The following is a 21,586-nucleotide window of genomic DNA, read 5'->3' as shown; positions in this document are numbered from 1 at the left end:
GCTATCCGCCGAGCACGAATTCGGCCCAGACGGGCCGGTGGTCGGACAGCGGCCGCTGCTCCTGAACGACGCCGTAGCCGTGGATCGAGTCGCGGGGCAGGGTCGTATAAATCCGGTCGCACCGGTACGCGAGCTTGTCGTCGCCGTGGCCCACGGTGGGCGTGCGGTCGCCCAGGTGAGAGGCGACGTCGCAGAACCCGGCCGCAGCGAGTTCCTCGGCCGGTGCCCTATCGCACTTCCGCGCGATCTTCAGCGGATCGATCCCGGTGGTGTCGGGGTCGTCGTCCAGGGCGGCGGCGTTGAAGTCGGCCACATAGATGAGGTCGAGGTTGCGGTACACGCCGACCAGCTCGGCTTCGGCGCGGCGCATGGTCGGGCTGGACGGCGACAGGTGCCCGACCATGAAGTGGACGCGGCGGTGCCACTGGGCGACGTACAGCTCCACGTCGACGTGGGCGTGGGTGAACGGCGACCCGGTCAGGTGGTGCTTGCGGGTGACCTTGAGGGAGTCGCTCTCCCGGACGAGGACGGCGATGTCGCAACCGTAGAAGTTCGAGCGGGCGACGGTGTGCCAGGACATCCCGAGCATCTGCGCGACGTGCCTGATCCGCGTCGCGCTGCCCGCTCCCCAGGTGGCCTCCTGCAGGCCGAGGAGGTCCAGGTGGAGCGGGGCCAGCATGGAGATCTGCTCTGTGAGGCGGGCGTCGTCTTGGTGTTCACCGTCGCCGTTAAGGCCGCCCTCGAACATGTTGTAGGTACCGACACGGACCTTCAATGGTTCAGGCATGGGCGGTCTCCGTCCCCGTGAGCAGGCCAGGTAGCTGGTTGATGGACGCGATGCGGGTCGCGCCCGGCGGGAGACCTCGCGGCGGAGCCCAGCCGAGAAGGACGGCGCGGATGTTCTGCGCGGCGGCCGGGTAGATGTCGTAGGCGACGTTGTTGCCGCAGTACAAGAGTTGCTCGGGGACGACTTCGAGGTCGGCCAAGACGTGCAGCCAGATCCGCCGGTCCGGCTTCGCGAGGCCGAGCTCGTCGCTGAGGTAGACCCGGTCGCCGAAGGCCCCGTCGACGCGGGCGGCTTCGAGCGCGCGGCGGCGGTCCTGGCCCGGCTGGGTGTTGGACACGAGCGCGAGGGTGACCCCGGCCTGGTCCAGATCCCAGATGGCCTGCTCGGCTTCGGCGGTGACGGGCCGCATCCCGAGGGCGTGATCTCTCTGGTCGTGGCCGCTGGTCAGCGTGCCGGTGTAGTCCAGGGCGACGTGGGTGATTCCGCCGCCGTGCTGGCGTGCCCGGAAGGCGGCGAGGGGATCGGTCATGGGTCTCCTTCTCGCAGGGGTGCCGGGCCGGCCGCGAGTGGGCTGACCGGCGGGGGCTCGCCCGGCCGGGACGGGGGGTGGGGACCGAGTGTGGGGCCGCTGAGACAGAGGCACGGTCCCCGGTGCCCGGCCGGGCGAGGTACTGGCGGGTATGGGGTCTGGACGTGGGGTCTGGGGTGCGGGGGTCAGGCGCGGTCGATGAGCAGCTCCAACGTGTCGGGGGTCGCGGCGGCGGCCCATCTCGTCTTCCCGCGGACCGCGATCCAGCGGCGGCGGAACGGGGTGAACAGGACGCCCCATTGCCCGCCGGACGGCCGGTTGTACCGTTCGCGGAGCCGGACGATCTCGATGTACGCGATGAGTTCCAGCACGTCGTCCTCGCGGGAAGGCGGGGTGGGCAGACCGGGCCGGACCGTGGCAGGCGTGTCGGTTACCTGCTCGGGGGATGCCGCGCGGCCGCCGCCGTGTACGCGCACTGGCGGCGCCGCTGCGTACTGGCCGGTCCGGCCCGGCAGCTGGTCCCGTCCGTACCGGCCGGTGCGTCGGGCGGCGCAGCCAGCGGCGGCGGGGCCATGAGGCGCCCGCGGTGCTGCTGCTCCTGGGCCCACAGCGTCGCGGCGTGCCGGACAAGGAAGCGGTGGGTCGCGCGGCGCACGTGGAACAGGCAGTCGATCCGTTTGCTGGTGCCGGGGGAAGCGAACGGGTCGGCATCGAGTGAGTCCATCGAGGTCACAGGGCTGGGCCTTTCACCTTGATGGGACGGTCGCTGCGGGCGGGTTTGCCTCGGCGCCACCTGCGGAGCCATCGGGGGGCGGCGTTGGGTGCGCCTGCGAGGAGCAGGGCGGCCAGGGCCGGTGTCGCCAGCAGCGCCGCGTATCCGGGCGCGCCGCCGAACATTGCGAGGGCGTTGAAGAGTGTGTGCGCGACGATGATCGGTCCGATCCGGTGGGTGGCGCGGTACATCCACCAGGACGCTGCGGCGAACGCGACCGTGGTGAGGGCGGCGGTGCCGAGGTAGGCGTGCGGGATCACCCGCAGTACGCACACCACCAGGAGGATCTGCCAGCCGGGGCGGCGCGCGGCGGCCATCAGCGCGGCGGGCAGCGCGAGCAGCGGGATCTCCTCGCGTACTCCGGCGGCCAGCGCCTGGGCGGCGAACAGGGCCGGGTTGTGCAGGCCGGTCGCGTCGGCCTGTGCTGCTTGGCTGGTCACGGCCGGGCCGAGCCGCGTGACCCAGTCGCCGGCGAGCATCGCGGTCACGTGTCCGGCGAGCACCACGGCGAAGACCGCGACCGCGTCCGCATCCCAACGATGCACGAGCTCGCCGGGCAGGCGGCCCTGCCACAGCGGCGCGCCGGCATCGGCGGCGAGCTGGGCGCACAGCCACACGCCCGCCCCGCTCAGCAGGATCGTCGCGGCGGTGGCGGCGGCCTCGCCGAGGATCGGCAGCAGCGCGGCCCCGGCGATGGCGAGCGCGGCAGCGCACCACACCGCGCCGCCGTGCCGGGAGTGGCGGGCGCGGATCAGCAGCCAGACCCCGGCGACGGTGAGGCTGGCGGCGGAGACGTTGACCGGGGCTGGCAGGCCGGGCCAGTCGATGTCGGCGCCGGCGAGTTCGGCGGCGTTGAGGGATGCGGCGAAGTGGGGGCCGAACAGCACGGCTAAAGCGGCGGTGCCGCGGAGGAGAGAGGGCTTGGTCATCTGGGGGGTTTCTGGTCTCGGGGTGGCGGTCAAGGACGTGCCGATGCGGGTGGCTCCCCGCATATGTGCGGTCGCCGGCGCTCCTTGGTCGGCGTTGGGGGTTAGGGAAGGGGGCGGTGGGCGATGCGGTCGGCCAGGGCCGCGCGCAGTGTGATCGGCGGATGTGTCGGCGCCAGCACCGCCATGGCGGCGCCGGTGAGGCGGGACAGGGCGGTGCGGGTGGGGCGGGCGGCGCGCAGCATCGTCCAGAAGGTGCGGGCGGCGTCGGGGCCGGTGGTGCGGGCGGCGATGTCGGCCGCGAGTTCGTTGACCCAGTGCAGGAGCATGGTTGCCACCCACACGGCTGGGGCGACGACGACCAGGGCGTGCCAGGGAAGGACCAGACCCATCCCCAGCCAGCCCGCCAGGGTGATCACCTGCAGCGCGCTGTAGACCAGCAGCCAGGGGCGGCGGGCGTGGTTGACCTCGTGCGCCAGGACGTAGGCCAGTGCGGCGGGCTCGTCCAGGAGCCGGTCGCCGACCAGGATGACCGGATGCCGCCGGTTGGGCAGCACCGCGGCGTTGACGCGCATGCGGGCGCAGTCGCAGCCGGTGGTGTCCAGGGTGCAGGCGTGCTCGGGCAGCTGGTCTGGGCTGTACAGGTGGACGCGTGCGGTGGCGGGAAGCTGCTGACGGACCTGGTCTTGGGCGCGGGCCAGGACGGCGCGGACATCCGGGTGCAGGCCCGAGGTGAGTTCCTGCTCGTAGGCGTCGGCGGTGGCCCAGTCCACGTCCCGCAGCGGGTCGACGCGGAACGCCACCCAGAAGGCCGAGACGGCCCAGCCGGCGATCAGGGCGGCCAGGGCGCCGGTCACAGCCGTGGCCCAGGCCGGGGACAGTCCGGCTCGGGCTGCGGAGCCCAGGCCGATGCCGACGGCCAGGAGCAGGGCGGGGACGATCAGGATCCGGCGCTTGCTGGCCTTGTGGCCGTCCTTGGCGACGTACTTGGCGTGCATCGCCTCAGCGAAGTCGCCCCGCAACGGCGGGGTCTTTGCAGGTGCGGTGTGGGAGGTCGTCTTCACTTCTCGGTTTTTCCTGTCGATTATGTTGAGTGTCTGGGAAGGCGAGCGGGTGTCCTCCCCGCCCCGCGCCAGGACGGGGAGGACGGTCGGAATGGAAGGGGTTATGCCGCAGGCTCCTGGAGTTTGGGCTGAGGCGTTGCGGGGTTCAGAGCGGTCAGGTGCGCGAACCTGACCGACCATTGAGGGCCGTGCTCGTCGCCGAGAGCGACCTCGGCCAGACGGAGGAGCTGGATGTCGCCGGTTCCAGCGGGGGCGTAGATGCAGGCGGCATCGCGGTAGTACCGCTGTGCCTCCCGGTCGGTGCGCAGCCCGGCGGCTGCATGGATCTCCATCGCGGTGCGGGCCGAGTCCATCGCCGCCTCAACGTTGCCGTATTTGGCGCTCATCAGCTCGCCGTCACAGGGTTCGCCGTGGTCGAGCAGGTGCACGGCGTGATATGCGGCCACTCGCGCGGTGAGGAGCCGGTGCTGCATCTGCCCGATCTTGTGCTTGATGGTGGGCAGGTCGGCCAGCGGGGCGCCGTAGCGGACTCGGGTGGTCACGAACTCGACGGTCGAATCCACGATGGCCTGATGGATGCCGAGCGACACTGCAGTCAGGTTCGGCCGGCCGTACAGGACCGATGAGCTGTAGGCGACGTCGAGGCCGTCGCCCTCCTCGCCGATCCGGTCGCAGATCGGAACTCGGACGTTCTCGAACACGATGTCGCCGAAGCTGAATCCGTGCAGGCCCATCGCGGGCTGGTGCGGGATGAGCCGGACGCCCGGCAGGTCCGCCCTCACCAGGAACGCCGACAGGCTCTTGGAGGGCCGGGTGTCGGAGTCGCTGGTGCGGACGATGACGCCGTGGACGTGGCCGACGTGGCTGTTGCCGACGTACTGCTTGCGGCCGTTGAGGATGTAGTGGTCGCCGTCGCGACGGGCGGTGGCCCGCATCCCCAGCACGTGCCCGCCCGAGCCTTCTTCGGTGGTGGCGATGGTAGGCAGGCACTTCCCGGCGGCGATCGGTGGAAGCCACTGCTGCTTCTGCTGCTCGGTGCCGAAATGCAGGATCTTGGCGACGCCGAGCTGGGACGCCTGCGCGATCGCGGCCGCCGCGCCGCTCACCCGTGCCAGCTCCTCGTTCACGATCGTCTTAGCGAGGTGCCCGGCGCCCATGCCGCCGTACACCTTGGGGATGGTCACCCCGATCCACCCCTGCCGGGCGATCAGAGCGGAGGTTTCGACATCGACGGCTTGGGTGGACTCCATGCGGGCCACGCGCGGCGCGACCTCGGCGAGCGCGAAGGCGCGGACGGCCTTACGCAGGTGCTGGTGATCGTCGGTCTCGAACACGGACACCATCCCTTCCACTTGGACCACTGCCGGACGGTCGGCTCCGGCAGACGTCATTCACCCCGATGCGGCCGCTAGCCGAGGGCAGGGCCGGTCTTCTTGGCAGCGGGCGGGCCCGGCCGGGGCACTGCGGTGCGCTGCTTGATGAGCCCCATCAGGCGCGCGCCGCGTTCCTTGATGAGGGCCAGGGAGAGGTCTTCGGTCTGTTCGGGCATCCGATGGGTGCCGATGACGCATAGGGTGCCGAACACGATCCCGCTGTCCTGGTCGACCAGCGGGGTTCCGGCGTAGGTGCGGATACCGATCGCGTCCACGACGTGGTTGCCGGCGAACCGGGGTGCCGCGAGCACATCCGCCAGGACCAGGGAACGGCCCCGGTCGGCGACCGCCGGGCAGAACCCGTGTTCGCGGCTCATGGTGCGGCCTACCGGCGGTTTGCCGGGCGGGTTGTGCAGCCCGGCGAACACCTGCTCGTCGCTGATGAAGTTGACCATGGCGTAGAGGCCCTCGGCGACGTCGCCGAGCTCGGTCGCGAACGCGGCCGACAGATCGGCGGCGAACGCGTCGAACTCCTCGTCCTGGCCCAGCCCGGCGAGCCCGAGACCGGTCAGCAGACCGGCCCGCTGCCGGATCGTGGCGTCCTGGGTCGCGCGGTCGCAGGCGTGCAACCCGAGATAGGTGTCGTAGCTCATCGTGGTGCTCCCTGCGTTCACGGGTGGGCTGCCTGACGGCCGGCCAGCAGTTCCGGCCCGTCCGGTGTGGGTGAGGTGAGGGCGGTCAGGGCGTGGCGGACCAGGGTTTTCAGCACGGTGAGGGTCGAGCCGAAATCGCGGGCGTCGCAGTCCACCACGGGCACCCGCTCGGGGAGTTCCAACGCGGTGCGGACTTGGCCGGTGGTGTAGCGGTGGCCGTGCTCGAAGTGGTTCACCGCCACCACGAACGGGACGCCGCGTTCCTCGAAGTAGTCGACGGAGGGGAAGCTGTCGGCCAGGCGGCGAGTGTCGGCCAGGACCACGGCGCCGACCGCGCCCCGGGTCAGGTCGTCCCACAGGAACCGGAACCGGGCCTGGCCCGGTGTGCCGAACAGGTACAGCATCATGGGGGCCGGAACGGTGAGGGTGCGGCGGCCGTGGTCGAGCGACACCGTGGTGGTCGCCTTCTCGCGCACGCCGTCCAGGGAGTCGATCGGCTCCCCGGCCTCGGTCAGCACCTCCTCGGTCCTCAGCGGCGGAATCTCGCTGATCGAGCCGATCAGTGTGGTCTTCCCTGCCCCAAAGCCGCCCGCAACAACGATCTTGAGCGACAGGAACGCGGCCGTCTCCGAGCCGGGGTGCGTCGTCGGCTGCGCGGTCATGTGGCGTCCAGGGCGTACAGGCCGGCGAGCGCAGTCTCCAGCAGGTGGCGGCTAGGGGCGGCGAGATCGGCGTGGTCATGGGCGGCCAGCGCACCGCGGTCGATCAGATCCGACACGATGATCTTGGCGACCAGAGCGGGCTGCCGGATCGTGGCCGCGACTTCGGCGAGCGTGCGCTGCTGCCCTCTGCACAGCCGCAGCGCTTGGGCTGCCTCGGGCTGCAGGACTTCCGTGGGCACGGGCTTGGCGGTGGCGGTCAGCACGGTGTCGAGCTGCATCACATGGCGCGGGCGGGTGCGGTTCCCGGTGACCATGTAGGGCCGCAGGACTTCGGGGGCCTCCTGGGTGATCCACGCCCGGCCCGGCGGTTCACCCCTCATCGCCAGCCCCGGTCCCGGCGTCGCCGCTGCTGGCGGCCGTGCTGGTGCGGGTGGTGGTGCTCAGGTGCCTGGCCACGCTGGTGATCAATGTGGCCATCTCGCTGCCGACCATGCGGGTGTCGACGTCGGGGGCGGCCAGCACAGTCAGCAGGGTTCCCGCGACGCCCGTGCCGGTCGCCCCGCCGTGCTGGGTGTTCATCACGAACAAGTACTTGCGCACCTGCTGGATCATCACGAGCTGGACGTCGCCGCCCGGCGGGTCGGTGATGCTCCCCCCGGCCCTGCCGGAGGAGTGCAGCGTCGTCGCGACGGCCGCGAGATGGGCGGCCTGTTCCGCGGATAGGCCGGCCGACGCCAGCGGCAACCCGTCCAGGGTGCCCAGCACCGCGGCGTCGACGCCGGGCACCTCCTCCAAGAAGTTGACCAGCAGCCACCCCAGATCGCCGGTGCCGCTCTGCGACTGGGTGATGGAGGGTAGAGAACTCGTCATCGTCATCTCTTCTCTTCTCTTCTGGGCCTAGCGGGAGCAGGTCAGTTCGGTAGCGCTTCGGGAGGCGGACCGCCCTCGGTCTGGTCGGCGTCTGGTTCTGTGGCCGGGTCGTGGACGCCCTGCAGGAAGGCGGCCGCCGCCCCGATACCGGCCCCGGAGGTGTTGCTGCCGGTGGAGTCGTTGGTGGCGCTCGGGTTGCTCACCGCCCGATGCGAACCGCCCCGCCGGTGCGCTCCGCCCCGCGAAGGAAGCGGAGGCGGGCCCCCGGCGGCCGAATCGGTCTTCGGCGCCGACGCGGGCTCGGCCCCGGCCGCCGGTTTGGTGCGGCGGCGGGGAAGAGGCGCGTCGACCGCGCCGGCTGCCTCGACCGGCTTGGCGGGTTGGGCAGGCTGGGCGGGTGCCGGGACGATCACTGGTTCGACTGCGGGTTCGAGGACGCCCCTGATCACCCGTGCGGTGGGCGCGGCCGACAGGAGCCGCAGCCGCGACTCCAGCAGCAGCGCTTCCGGCAGCTCCACCACGGCCTGCGACCCACCGCCTGTGCGCGGATGCAGCACCACCCGCACCCCGTGATGCTCGGCAAGCCGCGCCACCACCAGCAGCCCGATGCGCTTGCTGATGATCTGCTCCCGCAGGACGGCCGAGCCCGGCTCAGCCAGTAGCCGGTTTAACGCGGCCCGCTGGTCCTGCGGCATCGGCAGCCCCCGGTCGGCGATCTCGATGCGCAGCCCCGCGGACGGGACCGGCGCCGCCGTCAGCAGCACATCGGTTTCCAGGGGCGAGAACCGGGTCGCGTTCTCGATCAGCTCGGCCAGCAGCAGCGTGATCTCGGGCGCGACATCCCGTGGCAGTTCCACGTCGATGCCCGGCGGAGGGATCCGCACCCGCGAGTAGTGCTCGACCTGCGCGGCCGCCTGCCGCATCACCGTCGACAGCGGCAGCGGCTCGGGGAGCTGCCGCGCCATCGCCCCGCCGAGCACCGCGATCCGCTCCAGACCCCGCAGCGTCCGCATCGCCAGATGATCGATCTCGTACAGGCGGCGCAGCAGCGCCGGGTCCTCCACGCCCCTCTGCGTCGCGTCCAGCGCTACCAGCTGCCGGTACACCAGCTTGTGCAGCGGACGGCCGACGTTATCGAGCACCTGCCGCTCTCCCGCCTCACCGTCCGGCCGCGCGAGCAGCGCCTGCACCGGGCCGGCGTCCCCGCGGCGGTCACGGTTGCGCAGATCAACATCGATCGCCGCGACGATCTCGTTCGCGGTGTCGTCGTAGGCCGACGCCGGGCAGAACGGCTGGAACCAGCGTGCCCCGGTGTCTTCGTAGCCGGAATAGGGCCGCGGCCAATGCCAGAACGGCTCGTCCAGCTCCTGCGCCGGCAGCAGTAGAGCCTGCCGCCAGGCGTACGGATGGACGTCCACCCGCTGCGCTGCCACCGCCATCACACCCGGCAGGCCACCAACGTGCGGCGCGCCCACCGCGCGCAGACCCCGGCCGGTGAGGCGATCGACAAGCCGACGCGCGTGCTCGGCCAGCTGGTCATCACCGGGCCGGGTACGCGTCCGGGGATGCGAACTGGTCATGAAACCGCTCCGAAGGTAGCGGCGGACCTGACTGCCCGCCCGCCGCCAGCCGTCCAGAACATCCCGGCGGCCTCATGCCCCCGGCCGAGGGCGGTGATGTCCTGCAGGAACACACCCCCGATCACCTCCGCCAGGCCGGGCACCCGATCCAGGTAGCCGCCGTGGTCAACTACCACCGGGAAGGATCCGCTCACCCGGTCTTCAGCGGAGCCGAACACGAGCGTGAGGAACCCCTCGTACCCGGGTGGTACGGCCTCACCGGTTCCCGCAGCCGTGTCGGGGCGCGCGTCCAGGACACCGCCGTAGTCCAGCGCGACACACCGCACCGGCGGCGCCCACACCTCGATCACCCTGCCCGCTCTCACAGCGCACTCCTCTCTTGGTCCCGGACGCGGCCGATGCCGCACCACAGGTCAACCGGTCCCGCCTCCCAAGGGGATGGCTCCGGCCGCCACTGCGGCACCGGCACCACGCCCGGCTCGACCACCTCCAGCCCCGCGAACAGGGCCCGCACGGCTGCAGGGTTGCGGGCGCGCGGCAGGCCGGGGATCGAGCTGATCTGCAGGGCGTTCAGCGCCGCCATCGCCCGCCCGGTCGCACCGGTCAGATGACAGATCGCGATACAGCTCCCGGGCGGCAACGCACCGCCCAGCACGCCGATAGCGTGCGCGGCTGCGGTGTCGTCCAGACCGTCCAGGCTGTTGAGCAGCAGCACCCCGACCGGACGGTCCAGGTCCAGAATTTGCGCGGCCCCCTCCAGCAGCCCGGCGGGATCCTCCAGCCCGGCCTCGACATACCCGCAGGAGTCCGGCCGGGGGCCGCACAGCAGCGCCCTGGCGTGCGCCATGACCCAGGGGTCGGGGTCGGCGTACACGACGCGGACCAGCGGATCGACCCGCTGCGCGATGTCGTGGACCTCGTCGTGCAACGGAAGGTCGACCCCGGCGACCAGGAACTGCCCGATGCGGAAGTCTTTGACCACGGCCCGCGCCGCGCGGGCCCGGAACACGATCCGGTATCGCGCGGCATCCAGGATCTGCGGGTGCATGGCCTCAACGCACTCCCCGAAACACTGGTCGGCGGGGTAGTTGTCCTTACCGCAGGCCCAGTAATTCCAGACGCGAGGCAGGAACGGCGTCGTGGTGTCCAAGCCGTCGTCGAAGCTGTCGTTGGAGCCGGAGCGGCCGCACTCGGCCGCGCCCCACTCGAACTCGCCCGCTGTCACGGCCGCCCCCGTCCTGGTCGACGTCCGGGTGTCCGGGCGACCGCGCACCACAGGTCGACCTCACCGGTGTGGTCGAGCAAGGTTTCGGGCCGCCACCGCGAGCAGGAGACCGGGCCGGGGTCCAGCAACTCCAGCCCGTCCAGCAGGTGCGCGATACGCGCCGGAGCGCGCACGATGATCGGCTCGGCGCCCTTGCCCATCGCGGCCTGGACGGCTTGATGGACCGCGTCGCCGTGGACTTCGGCGGTCAGGTCAACGACTGCGATGTGGCTGCCTGCGGTCAGCCGCCCGGCCAGCCCACCGATGATCGCCTGCGCCTCATCGTCGGTGAACAGGTGCAGCACGTTCAACAGCAGCACCGCGACCGGGCGGGCGAGATCGAGCGTCGCGGCCGCCTGATCGCAGATGGCGGCGGTGTCGCGGGCATCGGCCTGCACATGACCGACCGCACCATCGATGGCGCTGGTCAGCAGCGCTCGGGCATGAGCGATGACGACCGGGTCGTGGTCGACGTAGACGGTTCGTGCCCCCGGGGCGTACCGCTGGGCGATCTCGTGGGTGTTGTCGACACCCGGCAGGCCCGCCCCGATGTCCAGGAACTGCCAGACCCCCTCTGCGGCCAGGTACCGCACCAGCTTGCGCTGAAAGTTCCGGCTGCATTTGGCCGCACGGGAGATGCCCGGCACGATCTCGGCGAAGACGCCGGCAGCCGCGCGATCAACCGCGTAGTTGTCCTGGCCGTCCAGCCAGTAGTCCCACATCCTGGCCGATTGTGGGCGAGTCGGGTCACCGATCACGGCACTGGCCTCCGCGCCAGCCCGCCCAGCAACAGCCCCGCGGCCGACCGATCGGCGTCGTGCTCCTGAAGGTCGGGATGCCCAGTCCGGCAGCGTGACCAGACCCGGGGGCACCATGTCACCGCCGGTCATCGGGCACCACCCGGCGTACGGACCTGTCCCTGCCAGTGGCCGCGAAGCACGGCAACCATTCCGACGACGCCGACCGGCTCATACGACGGGCCGTCGTATGAGCCGTCGACGGACCATTGTTGGACAGGGACCATGCCGGGCGGGTCGACGATGTCCCAGCCATCGGCCAGCGCCCGGATCTCCTCCTCGTCCCGGAAGGCGATCGTGCTGCTGGCCTTGTCGTCGTAGACCTTGGTCATCCCACTGACACGAGCCTGGCTGGTTTTGGTCGAAGTCGCGTGGGACAGCACGACGACGCTGCCGCCGACCAGGCGGTCCCGCAACCCCGCCATGACGGCGGCGGGCTCGTCCACGAAATGCAGGATGGCGGCTGCGACCACCACCATCGGCGCGGTCAGGTCGATGAGGCCGGCCGCCGCGGGGTGGTGGAAGATGCCGTCGAGGTCGGTGATGTCTCCGCGGAGCACTCCGCCGTAGCCGGGGCGCAGCGCACGCGCGTGCGAGAGCACGACCTCGTCGTGGTCGAAGGCAAGCACCGTGGCGTCGGGATCGACGTCGTGGACGCAGGTCTCGACCGAAGGGAGCGGAACATCGTCGACGATGCCGACGCCGATGTCCACGACCTGCCGGATGCCGTATTCGCCCACGACCCATGAGGCGGCACGGCCGGCGAAAAGGAAGTTCTCCCGCGCGACGATCGGCACGGCCGACGCGTCGGGCGCCGACCGGATGACCGCTAGAGCGGCCTCCCGGTCGACCGCCGACCAGGACTTGCCGCCCAGGTAGTAGTTGTACATGCGGGCGGTGCTGGCCTGCGCGTAGTTGAGCCCAGGGTCGGTCATGACTCAGCCGCGGCGAGCTTGTCGTGCAGCTCCTCGGGGGTGTCGGCGTCGATGTCGAGGGGATGGACGTCGGGGCGCGACTCACGCCGGTCCGGGGCCAGGAAGGCCCACCAGCGGTCCGTGTTCGAGTGGACGATGTTCCAGTCCGGGAAGTCCCGCTTCAGCTCGGCTTTGGCGGCGTCCACGGGCGGGCTAGTAGATGCGGTCATGGTGGGTTTCCCTGTTGGTGGATGCGGGGGTTCATGCGGCGGTGGGGATCCGGTGTGCGGCGGTCTTCCCACCACCGCGGTCAAGGAGGGGCGGCGATGCCGGTCATGCCGTCTCGCCTGCCATCTGGAGGCAGCCTGGCCAGCACTCGGAACTGGCCGGGCTCGTCGAGATGCTGCTGCCTGGCGCGCGCAGGAGCTGACAGCCTTCCTGGCGGACGGCGCGGGAGAGCTGATCATTGCGTGCCCTGTTGCTGCACCGTGCGCAACTGGCGCTCGATCCGGTCGGCGACACCGGGGACGTCCGCGATCGTCCCGATGGCGGGCCCCCAGGTGTAACGGAACTCGCCTTCGGTGAAGGTGACAGTGTCGTTCAGCGCCGGGACGTTCGGATTGCTGACGGCGAGCACGCGCTCATCGAGCCGCGCGCTCCAGCCGCGTCCGTGAAGCTCCGCTTTCAGCTGGCCCAGCGCTCTACCTGGTTCCGTCGCGTCCATGACCGGAACCGTAAGGATGTGACCGCGCACCGATTTCACAGGTGTGAAATTGCCGCGAAATCGGCCGAGAAGTTCAGTGCGGCAGGCCCATCCAGGCAAGACGCAGGCGCAGCAGGTGGTGGTCCGGAACGCGACGATGGAGCGGGTCGCGGTCAGCGCTGTTTCCAAGGCCGGGCCGCTGGTGCCGCCGTGGTTTGCTGCTCGACTGCCGGGGTGGTGCGGGAGCGCCGTTCCGTGGACAACGGCGCTCCGGCCGGGCCGGTCGCCGGTCGGTCGCACTCAGTAATCGGGTTGCCGGGGGTTATGTACCTGCTCCGCCAGACGCTAGCCCCACAACGCTGGTGTGCCTCGCGTTCCGGCACATTCCGGGCAGTCAACGCCAGAGGATGCCCGCACCTCCCACAGCAGTGGATCCAATCGAGGGTTTGTCAACACGCACTAACCGCACGGGCGTCGGCCTGCGTGTACAAAGACCGCTACGGTGATCGGTGCAGACGGTGATGAGTTAGTGGGGCACGCCCATGCGGGCCGCCATCCCGCGCAACTCCCGGCCGACCGCAGCGACCCGGGCCTGTTCGAGCATCACCGCGATGCTCTCCCGCACCCGTTGGTTGTTGCGGATCCGCTGGGGTGCGGCGGCCTCGGCCTTCCGCAACCACTCCAGCGCGATCGGCTGTGTCTTCGGGTCACGTGCTAGCCCCCGCCCTGTGTCGGACAGGAACCCGGCCATCCGGTACGGCAACTTGACCAGCTTGGCTTTGTCGACCTTTTGGGCCAACTCGTACACAGCGCCGCCGCGCAGCCCGGCCTCCACGCCCACGGTGATCCGCCACACGGCGACGTTTGTCCGCGAAAACTGCTGCCAGGCGGATGCGGGGTCATCGGGCACGTGCCGCGCGAGCTGCCCGGCCTGATCCAGCCAGCTCTCCGCGCGATCGGCGTCATTCACCGCTGCCGCCGCCAGCGCGGCGTTCAACGCCAGCATTCCGAGGACCTGCAGGCCCTCCCCGTCACGGGCGTGCGGCTCCAACTGGTTCGCGGCGCGTTCGGCGAGCGTCACTACCCGGTTCCAGGCACCTTCGCGGGGCGTGTTCAGGACGAGCGGGAAGTGCGCCTTTCCTATGGCAACTGGGTCATCCAGCATCAGCGCGACGGCCAGTCCTCGTTCGGACGCGCCGTGCGCCAGGTCGGGGTAGGAAAGGTTCTTGCAAATGATGCTGGCGTAGTGGGTGGCGTCTAGCAGCAGGTAGAGCGCTGTGCGCTGGGCCGCTTCGTCGGCCGGGTCAGCGACATACGAGTACAGCTCATCGAGAACGGCGGGGAGTTGCGTGCCCATCTTGGTGTAGTCGTCGTCGCGGCGCAGCTTCTCCATCGCCCGGACTTCGGTGGTCAGTTCGGGAAGAGGTCGCGTCTGGTCAACGAGCCCGTATCCGAGGGCGTTGGTCATCAGCGCTGAGCGGAGCGCGGGCACGCACAGGTGCGGATCGGACTGCACACGGTCGGTGCCGAGGTGTGGCCCGCCGGTCAGCTCGGTCTCGGAGACACGCAACGCGTTCGCGAGAGCGGTGATGTGCGATCGGCGGTCGAGAGTCCGCAGACCACGTTCAGCCATCGACAGAAATGACACGGAAAGCTCCGCCTGCCCGCCTAGCTGGGCAAGAGTCATGCCGCGCCAGCGTCGGAGCGCCCGGAGACGGGCCCCGATGGTAATCTCATCGTGCATCGGCATCGCACCTTTCCCTACGGTCTGCAACCCCAGGGTAAGGCGCGGGGCCGAAGTCGTCATACAGCGCTAGTGGGGCACGCACAGGCGCGTGCCGCCATCCCGCGCAGCGCCTTGCCTCCGGCGGCCGCGCGCGCCTGCTCCAGCAGGACCGCGACGGCCTCGCGGATCGGCTTGTTGTTTGCGGATCCACTGCGGCGCGGTTCGCTCGGCGCGGTGCAGCCAATGCACGCCTCCCCTTTGGTCTTCGGGTCCCTGGCCAGGCCCCGGCCCACATCGGCGAGGAATGCCGCGTGGCGGCCCGCTCTTGCCGGCGAGCTTGCTCTCGTCCACTGCGTCGGCGAGCTCCCGGACGGTGCCGCCCCGCTGCCCGCATTCGACGTTCACCGCGACTTTCCGCAGGTTGACGTGGATCGCCGAGAAGCTCATCCAGTTCTCGTCCGGGGCATTGGCAGGTGGGCGGCAAGGTCGGCGGCCTCAGCAATCCAGCCGCTGGCGCGGCTCGCGTCGTGGTTCACGGCAGCGGCGAGCGACGCCGACAGAGCTGGCATCCCGAGCACCTCCCGACCGAACCCTTCCCGGCATGAGGGTCGATGGCGTCGGCGGCGCGCTCTGCGGTAGACAGCGTACGGTTCCAGGACCCGGCGCGCGGCATGGTGTGGACGCGCAGGATTGCCCCCGCCGTACCGGGTCGTCCAGGATCGCGGCGGCCTCTTCTGTTCGCACGGCCAGGTCCGGGTAGCCGAGATCCTTGGTCGTGAACGTAGCCGCGGTGCACGCGTCGACGAGGGTTTCGAGCGCGAGCTGGTAGGCGGCTTCGTCCGCGCGCTCACAGGCATGGAAGTGCAGCTCGTCCAGCAGCCAGGGCAGGGATCGGCGACCTCCAGGTAGTCGCATGCTTGGTGGTGCGGCTCGATGCGGGCCATCTCGGCGACGAGTTCGTTCAGCGGCTGGGCACGCTCGGCACCAGGCGCGGTGAGCGTGTTGGTCATCAGCGCGACGCGGATGGGCGGGACCACGGTGTGCGGGTCGGACTGGAGATGGTCGGCGCCCAGCGGCCCCGACGGTGAACCCGTCGTCGTCCGGCTGGACCTAATCCCGTTCCCGCTGACACTCCACCCGTCGCCAAGCAGAGTTGAGCCTCGCGGTGCGCGATTCGTGCGTGGCCGCTGCCTTGTCGTGGTTACGGTTGGCCTGTGGCTGCGAATGGGGCGGCGGGGACGGGGGGCGTTGTGGCGGACGGATTGGCAGTGGAGGATCTTTCGCTTGTCGCTCGGGCATTTGGGCTCGGCGAGGTCAGGCAGACTGCGTACCTGGCCTCGGGGATCATGAACCGTAACTGGCGGGTCGAGACGACGACGGGCACCTATGCGCTGAAGTTGTTGTGTGATGTCCCGGCGGAGCTGGCGGAACGTAACGCCGCGGTGCTGGACGGGCTGGCTGAGGCGGGCCTGCCGGTCTGCGCTCCGCTCCGTACCGCTGCGGGTGAGGCACTGGTGCGCGTGGAGCCGCGCGAGTATCTGGTCTCGCCTTGGGCGGCGGGGTCCCATCGCGAGGGGACTGACCTGTCTCTGGCCGAGGTCGAGGCGTTCGGCGCTCTGACTGCCGAGATCCACGATGCCCTTTCCGGGCAGACCGGGGTGACGCTCCCTGCTGCTGATGTGCGGCCGAGGGCGAAGGTGACCGACCCGGATGCGGCGATCGGCAAAGCCGATCTGTTGCTGCGACATCTTTCGGCCCTGGTGGAGTTGACCGAGTTTGACGTCACTGCGCGGCGTCTGCTTGAAGATCGCAAGGTATTGATCGACAAGCATCGTTTCCAGGTACCTGTGCCTGGGGATGCGCCTGGCCTGTTCGGCTGGATCCACGGCGACCTGCAGTACCGCAACATCCTGCGCGATGGAGCGATGGTGAGCGCGGTGCTGGACTGGGACCGGATCGCGGTCAAACCGCTCGGTGAGGAGGTTGCCCGCACCGCCCAGGTGCAGTTCGGCGGCGAGCACGGCTACTTCGACCTCGAACGGGTGGCGGCGTTCGTGACCGGCTATCGGACGGTCTGCGTGCTGCCGAGGGCGGATCTGGCGGACGCGGTCGAGCGGCTGTGGTGGAAGCGCCTGTCCGACTACTGGATCTTCGAGTTCCACTACGACCGCAGCGATCATGGTCCGGATGGGTTGATGGAGCCGAGCGAGGCTTTGCTGGCGTGGTGGACCGACCGGCGCCAGGATGTGCAGGAGGCGTTCGCGGCTGGAACCTGACCGGTGGCGGCTCCAGCCGGACACCGTTTGTCAGAACTCGATCATCGTGCGGATGCCGTGCCTGCCGGCGGCATGGTCGAACGCGTCGTTCACCTGGTCCAGTTTCCAGGTGGAGGTGGCCAGTTCGTCGGCGACCATGCGGCCGGAGGCCACCATCTCCAGGTAGGCGGGGATGTCGTGGCGGGTGCGGACCTCGCCCATGACCGACCCCGTCATGCTTCGGCCGTGACGCACAAGCGCGGACGGCAGCGAGATGCGGCTGCCTGGGGGCATCATGCCGACGACGACGGCCTGGCCGCCGGCGGCGAGCGTGGTGAAGGCTGCCTCGGCGAGCGCGGGGTCGCCGACGACCTCGACGGCGACGTCGACGCCGCGCTGGCCGGTGATGGATGCCATCGCTTCTGCTAGATCGGTGGTGCCGGGGTCCAGGATGTCGGTCGCGCCTAGGGCGATCGCGGCCTCACGGCGGTGGGGTTCGAGGTCGACGGCGATGATGCGTGCCGCGCCGGCGATGCGGGCTGCCTGGACGGCGCCGAGCCCGACACCGCCGCAGCCGATCACGAGGACAGTTTGGCCTGGTCGGGTGCCTGCGGTGTTGAAGACGGTGGCTGCGCCGGTGGTCAGGCAGCAGCCGAGCAGGGCGCCGGCGGTGTAGCTGATCTGTTCGGGGAGGGCGATGAGCGCGGCGGCGTCGACGAGCATGCGGTCGGCGAGAGCGGAGACGCCCAGGTATTGGCGAAACGCCTGTCCGTCGAGGCTGAGCCTGGTCTTCTGGCGCTGTTTGGTGCTGGTGTCGGTGCAGTACACCATCCGTCCGGACAGGCAGTTCCCACACTGTCCACACGGGATCTGGTCGTACACCAGGACGCGGTCCCCGGACTGGATGCCGGTGACGCCGACGCCGGTCTGCTCAACGACACCGCTGGCTTCGTGGCCGAGCACGGTGGGGGCAGGGTAGGGGAAGCGGCCGGTGGCGAAGTGCAGGTCGGTGCCGCAGATACCGACGCTGGTGGTCCGGACCAGGACTTCGCCGGGGCCGGGCTCGCGGAGGTCGATTCGTTCGATGGTCATGGGTCTGCCGGGCTCGTGCAGGACAGCGGCCTGCGCGGTGATGGCGGTCATGGTCATGTGCTCCATCGCGGGGAGGTCAGCTGGGCTGTCGGGTGATCGTGAGTGCTGCGGCGACTTGTTCGACGTAGCCGGGTGCGGGGGTGTCGGGGATCTTCAGCAGCAGGGTCTGCTTGCGGAAGTTCTGGTAGTTCGGGAAATCGCGGACGTCGGGTGGGTTCCACCGGCCGCGCATGTGGGGCCAGTACCGTTCGGTCAGGGCGGGCTGTTGCAAAAGTGGGGCGGACATCCAGTCCGGGTACAGGGCCCGGACCGGTAGGTTCGCCTGCTTGCATGCGGCGGCCAGGGCGGCTGGGGCGGTGACGGGTTCGAGCAGAGTGAATGGTGCTCCGTACCAGCCCCGTAAAGAGCCTTCGGGCGCCGGCACTGGCTGTAGTGGAAGGTCGATGGTGCGGATGAGGTGGGTCAGGTGGGCAAGGTTGTCTTCGCAGGCTCGCATCCGCTCGGGCAGCGTCTTGAGCTGCTCGGTCGCGATCGCCGCGGACAGGGCGGGGATCCGGTATTTGTAGGAGGCTGCTGCGGTGGTCAGGGGTAGCAGGCGGAGGTCGGTGAGCTCGGCGGCGAGCCGGAACGGGTGGTGCCCGACTGTCATCGCCGCCTCGTACACGGCCCGGTCGTCGGTGGTGAGAACGCCGCCTTCACCGCCGGAGACCGCCTTGGATTCCTGAAGGCTGAAGCAGCCCGCACGTCCCCATGAGCCGATCGGGCGGTTCTGATAGAGCGCCCCGTGGGCGTGCGAGCAGTCCTCGACGACCGGGACGGACTGGTGGGCGAACTCGTCCATCCGGGCGGGGATGCCCCAGGCGTGGGTAACCAGGACCGCCGAGCAACCGGTGGCGCGGGCGGCTGCGGGGTCCAGGTTGGGTGAGTGGGGAGCCAGGTCAGCGAAGACGGGGTAGCTTCCGGCGTGGAAGGCTGCGGTGATAGCGGAGATCCACGTCATCGGCGACATGGCCACCCCGGCGACCAGGTCGGTGCTTGCGGCATGCTGGACCGCGTTCAGGGCGGCGTGCAGCGAGGCGGTGCCGGAGTTGAACGAAAGCGCGTACGTCGTGCCGATCAGCTCGGCGAAGGCGTCTTCGAGTCCCGCGCTGGCCGGACCGCGGCCGATTTCCGACAGTGACCCCGACCGCAGGAGCGCGGTCGCTGCGGTGATCTCGGCGTCGCCGTACTTCGGGCGGCGCGGGAACGGCATCGTCACCATGGGCGCTGCGGCGGTCATGTGGGCCTGCGGAAGGCGACGAGATGTCCGGCGGCGGCGTCGGGGCTGCGGTGCAGGTGCTGGCCGCTGGCACCCACGGGAAGGGTCCAGGACAGCCAGAAGACGTGAAGGTCGCCGGGTCCGGTGATGGCGAGGACGTCGTGGTCAGTGTCGGCGGGGGTGTAGATGATGTCGCCGTCCTGGACGTTCAGTTCGGTGTCGCCGAGCAGGATGGTGGCGCTTCCGGTGGCGACGAACCAGAATTCGTCGAAGTCGTGGTGGTGTCGGTCGAAGCGGCTGGTGCCGTCGGCGCGAAGCCGGAACCGGCCTGCCGAGTGGGCTGGGCAGCCGCCGGGCCGGTTGTCGGCGGTGAGCTTGTGCCGATCGGCGGTCCGGATGAGGTTCATGGAAGGAGCCTCCTCAAAGTTTGGACGAGGGCTGGTGTGAGTGCGGGGAGTGCGGCTGGGCCGACAGGACGGTCGGAGTTTCGGTGGTGATCGCGTGCAGGTCGGCTGTGAGGAGTTCGGCCAGATGCTCGGCGGGCCGGTATTCGCGGCGGGTGAGGTGGAACAGCATCAGGTGGGTGGCGATGCGGGTGCGGTGCAGGGTGAGCGCCCAGGTCTGGTCGACGGTGGCGCCGTCGGGGAAATAGCCCTCCAGCAGTGCGCGGGCGAGGTCGCGGTGTTCGCGGACGCTGAACCCGGCCAGGTCAGCTAGCGGATCGCCGCCGCGGGCGCTTTCCAGGTCGATGAAACCGCTCACCTGGCCGGTGTCGGGGTGGTGGAAGATGTGGCGGGCCGCGCAGTCGCCCAGCAGGAGGTGGGGGCCGGGGTCGCGGAGCCGCCACAGATTGTCGGTGACGAGCTGACGGGCGCAGGTGGCGAGCCCGCCAGTTGGATCGGCGCTCAGCCGCCTACTGAGGTCGTGGCGGATCGAAGCGGTCAGGCTGTGGTGGTGGCCGGTTCCGGGCGGGGTGAGCTTGCCGTATCCGCCGACCGTGATTCTGTGGGCGACGCGCAGCAGGGCACCAGCGTGCAGTGCTGCCCGCATCGCGGATTCGGAGAGCGTGGCGTCGGTGGTGTCGAGCCGGCACGGTGTGCCGGTGAGCGGGAGACCTGGGCAGCGGGATTCGACGCAGACCGCCCCACCTTCCCAGACGTAGTGCCGCAGGACGCGCGGGGCCGGGACACCATGTGCGGTCAACGCCTCAGCAGCCCAGGCCGCAGTGGCGTAGCGGGGGGCCGCGCGCAACGGCACCTTGATGATGAGGTGGCGGCCGTCGACGGTGCGGGCGGCGAACACGGCGTTGTCGGCCCCGCTGACGTACGGGGTCAGCCCGGTCCGGTCCAAGGGGATGCCGGCCGAGCGAATCCTGGCTGCGAGCGCCTCGCCTGCCGGGAGTGGTGGCCCTGGACTCATCTGTGCTCCCGGCCGACAACTGCGGTCGCCGCGTTCTGCGCCGAGTGCACAGCGGCATCCAGCAGGCTGGTGGAGGCGAGCGCGTCCGGCGGTGGCGTGCCGCCGCACAGAGCGTCGATCATCTGGGTGATGCGGGGGCCGTGACCGTCGCTGACCATCGTCAGTTCGGTGGATACGCTCTGGCCGCAGCGGTCGATCATGGTGACCGTCTGCTGTCCGTCCCAGCAGCATGCCTGTCCGTCCGGTAGTTCGAGGCGCCAGTGCCCATCGGCAGAGGTGCGCAGCCCTGGCCCAGTGAATCCGCCGCGGAAGGCCAGCAGTGACCCGTCTGCGAAGCGGACGTGCGCGGTAGCGATCGAGCAGTGCCCGCCGAGGCGCGGCAACGGCGTTTCGAGGCAGGTGATGGTGGTGGCCGGGGCCGCGACGAGGTGCTGGATCTGGTCGAAGGCGTGCACGGCCAGGTCCTGGAGGGCTGGATAAGGCAGCCGGTGACGGAATCCAGGGTTGGGGAGGTGCACCAGCATCTCTGCGGTAGCCACGTAGGGGCCGGGCCCGAGCGCGTGGGCGGCCTCACAGAAGCCAAGAAAACGCTTGTCTGAACCGCGGTTGCTCATGACGCCCAGCACCAGACCGCGGCTGTGGGCCAGCGTCACCAGCTGTTCGGCCTCCTCCAGGGAGAAGGCGAGCGGCTTTTCGGTGAGCACGTGCAGCCGCTGCTCCAGGGCGGCCCTGGTGGTGTCGGCGTGCAGGTCGGCTGGGGTCAGGTTGACGACGACCTGCGGGCTGCTGGTTTCGGTGAGTGCCGACTGCAAGGTCGGGAACTGAGGTGCCCCGGATCTTCCGGACAGGGCCCCAACTAGAGTTGGGGAGAGAACCGGAAAGGAAGGCCGTTGGCACGACAGAGGCGGCATTTCACCCAGGAGCACAAGGACGAGATCGTCC

At 70.1% G+C, this 21,586-nt stretch carries 25 protein-coding genes; 1 reads left to right on the top strand and 24 read right to left on the bottom strand.

Going from position 1 to position 21,586, the window contains the following annotated elements; all coding sequences use genetic code 11:
- Position 1 precedes the first annotated feature (1 nt).
- The 19 genes from ACTWPP_RS41075 to ACTWPP_RS40985 all read right to left on the bottom strand — a co-directional run bounded on the left by ACTWPP_RS41075 (position 2) and on the right by ACTWPP_RS40985 (position 14,638).
- Complete coding sequence (locus ACTWPP_RS41075; RefSeq protein WP_443109891.1) at positions 2 to 787, bottom strand: hypothetical protein; 786 nt, start codon at positions 785 to 787, stop codon at positions 2 to 4.
- Positions 780 to 1,316: an HAD family hydrolase gene (locus ACTWPP_RS41070; RefSeq protein WP_443109890.1), complete on the bottom strand. Its 537-nt coding sequence runs from the start codon at positions 1,314 to 1,316 to the stop codon at positions 780 to 782. Before ACTWPP_RS41070 ends, ACTWPP_RS41075 begins: the two co-directional genes overlap by 8 nt.
- Before the next feature lie 185 nt (positions 1,317 to 1,501).
- Positions 1,502 to 1,687 carry a hypothetical protein gene (locus ACTWPP_RS41065; protein WP_443109889.1) on the bottom strand — a complete coding sequence of 62 codons (186 nt, stop codon included), beginning with the start codon at positions 1,685 to 1,687 and terminating at the stop codon, positions 1,502 to 1,504.
- A gap of 59 nt (positions 1,688 to 1,746) precedes the next feature.
- A complete protein-coding gene (locus tag ACTWPP_RS41060) occupies positions 1,747 to 2,040 on the bottom strand; it encodes a hypothetical protein (RefSeq protein WP_443109888.1) in 294 nt (97 codons plus the stop codon).
- 5 nt (positions 2,041 to 2,045) lie between these two features.
- Positions 2,046 to 3,017: a CPBP family glutamic-type intramembrane protease gene (locus ACTWPP_RS41055; protein ID WP_443109887.1), complete on the bottom strand. Its 972-nt coding sequence runs from the start codon at positions 3,015 to 3,017 to the stop codon at positions 2,046 to 2,048.
- A 101-nt stretch (positions 3,018 to 3,118) separates the two neighbouring features.
- Positions 3,119 to 4,078: a hypothetical protein gene (locus ACTWPP_RS41050; RefSeq protein WP_443109886.1), complete on the bottom strand. Its 960-nt coding sequence runs from the start codon at positions 4,076 to 4,078 to the stop codon at positions 3,119 to 3,121.
- Positions 4,079 to 4,179: 101 nt separating this feature from the next.
- Entirely contained in the window at positions 4,180 to 5,421 is a 1,242-nt protein-coding gene (locus tag ACTWPP_RS41045; protein WP_443109935.1) for an acyl-CoA dehydrogenase family protein, read from the bottom strand.
- 65 nt (positions 5,422 to 5,486) lie between these two features.
- The gene (locus ACTWPP_RS41040) at positions 5,487 to 6,104 is read right to left on the bottom strand and encodes a GAF domain-containing protein (protein ID WP_443109885.1); all 618 of its coding nucleotides are present in this window, start codon (positions 6,102 to 6,104) and stop codon (positions 5,487 to 5,489) included.
- 17 nt (positions 6,105 to 6,121) lie between these two features.
- Complete coding sequence (locus ACTWPP_RS41035; protein ID WP_443109884.1) at positions 6,122 to 6,766, bottom strand: GTP-binding protein; 645 nt, start codon at positions 6,764 to 6,766, stop codon at positions 6,122 to 6,124.
- Positions 6,763 to 7,146: a DUF742 domain-containing protein gene (locus tag ACTWPP_RS41030; protein ID WP_443109883.1), complete on the bottom strand. Its 384-nt coding sequence runs from the start codon at positions 7,144 to 7,146 to the stop codon at positions 6,763 to 6,765. Before ACTWPP_RS41030 ends, ACTWPP_RS41035 begins: the two co-directional genes overlap by 4 nt.
- Entirely contained in the window at positions 7,136 to 7,636 is a 501-nt protein-coding gene (locus ACTWPP_RS41025; protein ID WP_443109882.1) for a roadblock/LC7 domain-containing protein, read from the bottom strand. The genes ACTWPP_RS41030 and ACTWPP_RS41025 overlap by 11 nt, the downstream gene beginning before the upstream one ends.
- Before the next feature lie 41 nt (positions 7,637 to 7,677).
- On the bottom strand, positions 7,678 to 9,216 hold the full coding sequence (locus ACTWPP_RS41020; RefSeq protein WP_443109881.1) for a sensor histidine kinase: 1,539 nt from the start codon (positions 9,214 to 9,216) through the stop codon (positions 7,678 to 7,680).
- Positions 9,213 to 9,581 carry a hypothetical protein gene (locus tag ACTWPP_RS41015; RefSeq protein ID WP_443109880.1) on the bottom strand — a complete coding sequence of 123 codons (369 nt, stop codon included), beginning with the start codon at positions 9,579 to 9,581 and terminating at the stop codon, positions 9,213 to 9,215. Before ACTWPP_RS41015 ends, ACTWPP_RS41020 begins: the two co-directional genes overlap by 4 nt.
- Positions 9,578 to 10,441, bottom strand: a complete 864-nt coding sequence (locus tag ACTWPP_RS41010) for an SAM-dependent methyltransferase (protein WP_443109879.1) — start codon at positions 10,439 to 10,441, stop codon at positions 9,578 to 9,580. The genes ACTWPP_RS41015 and ACTWPP_RS41010 overlap by 4 nt, the downstream gene beginning before the upstream one ends.
- Positions 10,438 to 11,238, bottom strand: a complete 801-nt coding sequence (locus tag ACTWPP_RS41005; RefSeq protein ID WP_443109934.1) for an SAM-dependent methyltransferase — start codon at positions 11,236 to 11,238, stop codon at positions 10,438 to 10,440. The genes ACTWPP_RS41010 and ACTWPP_RS41005 overlap by 4 nt, the downstream gene beginning before the upstream one ends.
- A gap of 128 nt (positions 11,239 to 11,366) precedes the next feature.
- Entirely contained in the window at positions 11,367 to 12,212 is an 846-nt protein-coding gene (locus ACTWPP_RS41000) for an SAM-dependent methyltransferase (protein WP_443109878.1), read from the bottom strand.
- Entirely contained in the window at positions 12,209 to 12,421 is a 213-nt protein-coding gene (locus ACTWPP_RS40995) for a hypothetical protein (protein WP_443109877.1), read from the bottom strand. The genes ACTWPP_RS41000 and ACTWPP_RS40995 overlap by 4 nt, the downstream gene beginning before the upstream one ends.
- Positions 12,422 to 12,654: 233 nt before the next feature.
- Positions 12,655 to 12,915 carry a hypothetical protein gene (locus ACTWPP_RS40990; protein ID WP_443109876.1) on the bottom strand — a complete coding sequence of 87 codons (261 nt, stop codon included), beginning with the start codon at positions 12,913 to 12,915 and terminating at the stop codon, positions 12,655 to 12,657.
- A 505-nt stretch (positions 12,916 to 13,420) separates the two neighbouring features.
- Positions 13,421 to 14,638 (bottom strand): helix-turn-helix domain-containing protein, encoded by a 1,218-nt coding sequence (locus ACTWPP_RS40985; RefSeq protein ID WP_443109875.1) that lies wholly within the window; start codon positions 14,636 to 14,638, stop codon positions 13,421 to 13,423.
- Positions 14,639 to 15,888: 1,250 nt separating this feature from the next.
- On the opposite strand from ACTWPP_RS40985, the gene ACTWPP_RS40980 reads away from it, so the two are divergent.
- Positions 15,889 to 16,896, top strand: coding sequence for a phosphotransferase (locus ACTWPP_RS40980; RefSeq protein ID WP_443109874.1), 1,008 nt, complete (start codon positions 15,889 to 15,891; stop codon positions 16,894 to 16,896).
- A gap of 30 nt (positions 16,897 to 16,926) precedes the next feature.
- Here the strand turns inward: ACTWPP_RS40980 and ACTWPP_RS40975 are convergent, their stop codons facing one another.
- The 5 genes from ACTWPP_RS40975 to ACTWPP_RS40955 all read right to left on the bottom strand — a co-directional run.
- The gene (locus ACTWPP_RS40975; RefSeq protein WP_443109873.1) at positions 16,927 to 18,018 is read right to left on the bottom strand and encodes a zinc-binding dehydrogenase; all 1,092 of its coding nucleotides are present in this window, start codon (positions 18,016 to 18,018) and stop codon (positions 16,927 to 16,929) included.
- 25 nt (positions 18,019 to 18,043) lie between these two features.
- A complete protein-coding gene (locus ACTWPP_RS40970) occupies positions 18,044 to 19,246 on the bottom strand; it encodes a DegT/DnrJ/EryC1/StrS family aminotransferase (protein WP_443109872.1) in 1,203 nt (400 codons plus the stop codon).
- Positions 19,243 to 19,632, bottom strand: coding sequence for a cupin domain-containing protein (locus ACTWPP_RS40965; protein WP_443109871.1), 390 nt, complete (start codon positions 19,630 to 19,632; stop codon positions 19,243 to 19,245). Before ACTWPP_RS40965 ends, ACTWPP_RS40970 begins: the two co-directional genes overlap by 4 nt.
- 13 nt (positions 19,633 to 19,645) lie before the next feature.
- Positions 19,646 to 20,644, bottom strand: a complete 999-nt coding sequence (locus tag ACTWPP_RS40960) for a phosphotransferase family protein (protein WP_443109870.1) — start codon at positions 20,642 to 20,644, stop codon at positions 19,646 to 19,648.
- Positions 20,641 to 21,586 (bottom strand): Gfo/Idh/MocA family protein (locus ACTWPP_RS40955; protein WP_443109869.1); only part of this gene is annotated, 946 nt, incomplete at its 5' end. The genes ACTWPP_RS40955 and ACTWPP_RS40960, both read right to left, overlap by 4 nt.

It is taken from the genome of Actinomadura sp. 3N407 (assembly GCF_052245875.1).
Taxonomy (GTDB): Bacteria; Actinomycetota; Actinomycetes; order Streptosporangiales; family Streptosporangiaceae; genus Spirillospora.
The sequence above is the reverse complement of the archived record's forward strand: the minus strand, read 5'-3'. Positions and strand labels throughout refer to the sequence as shown.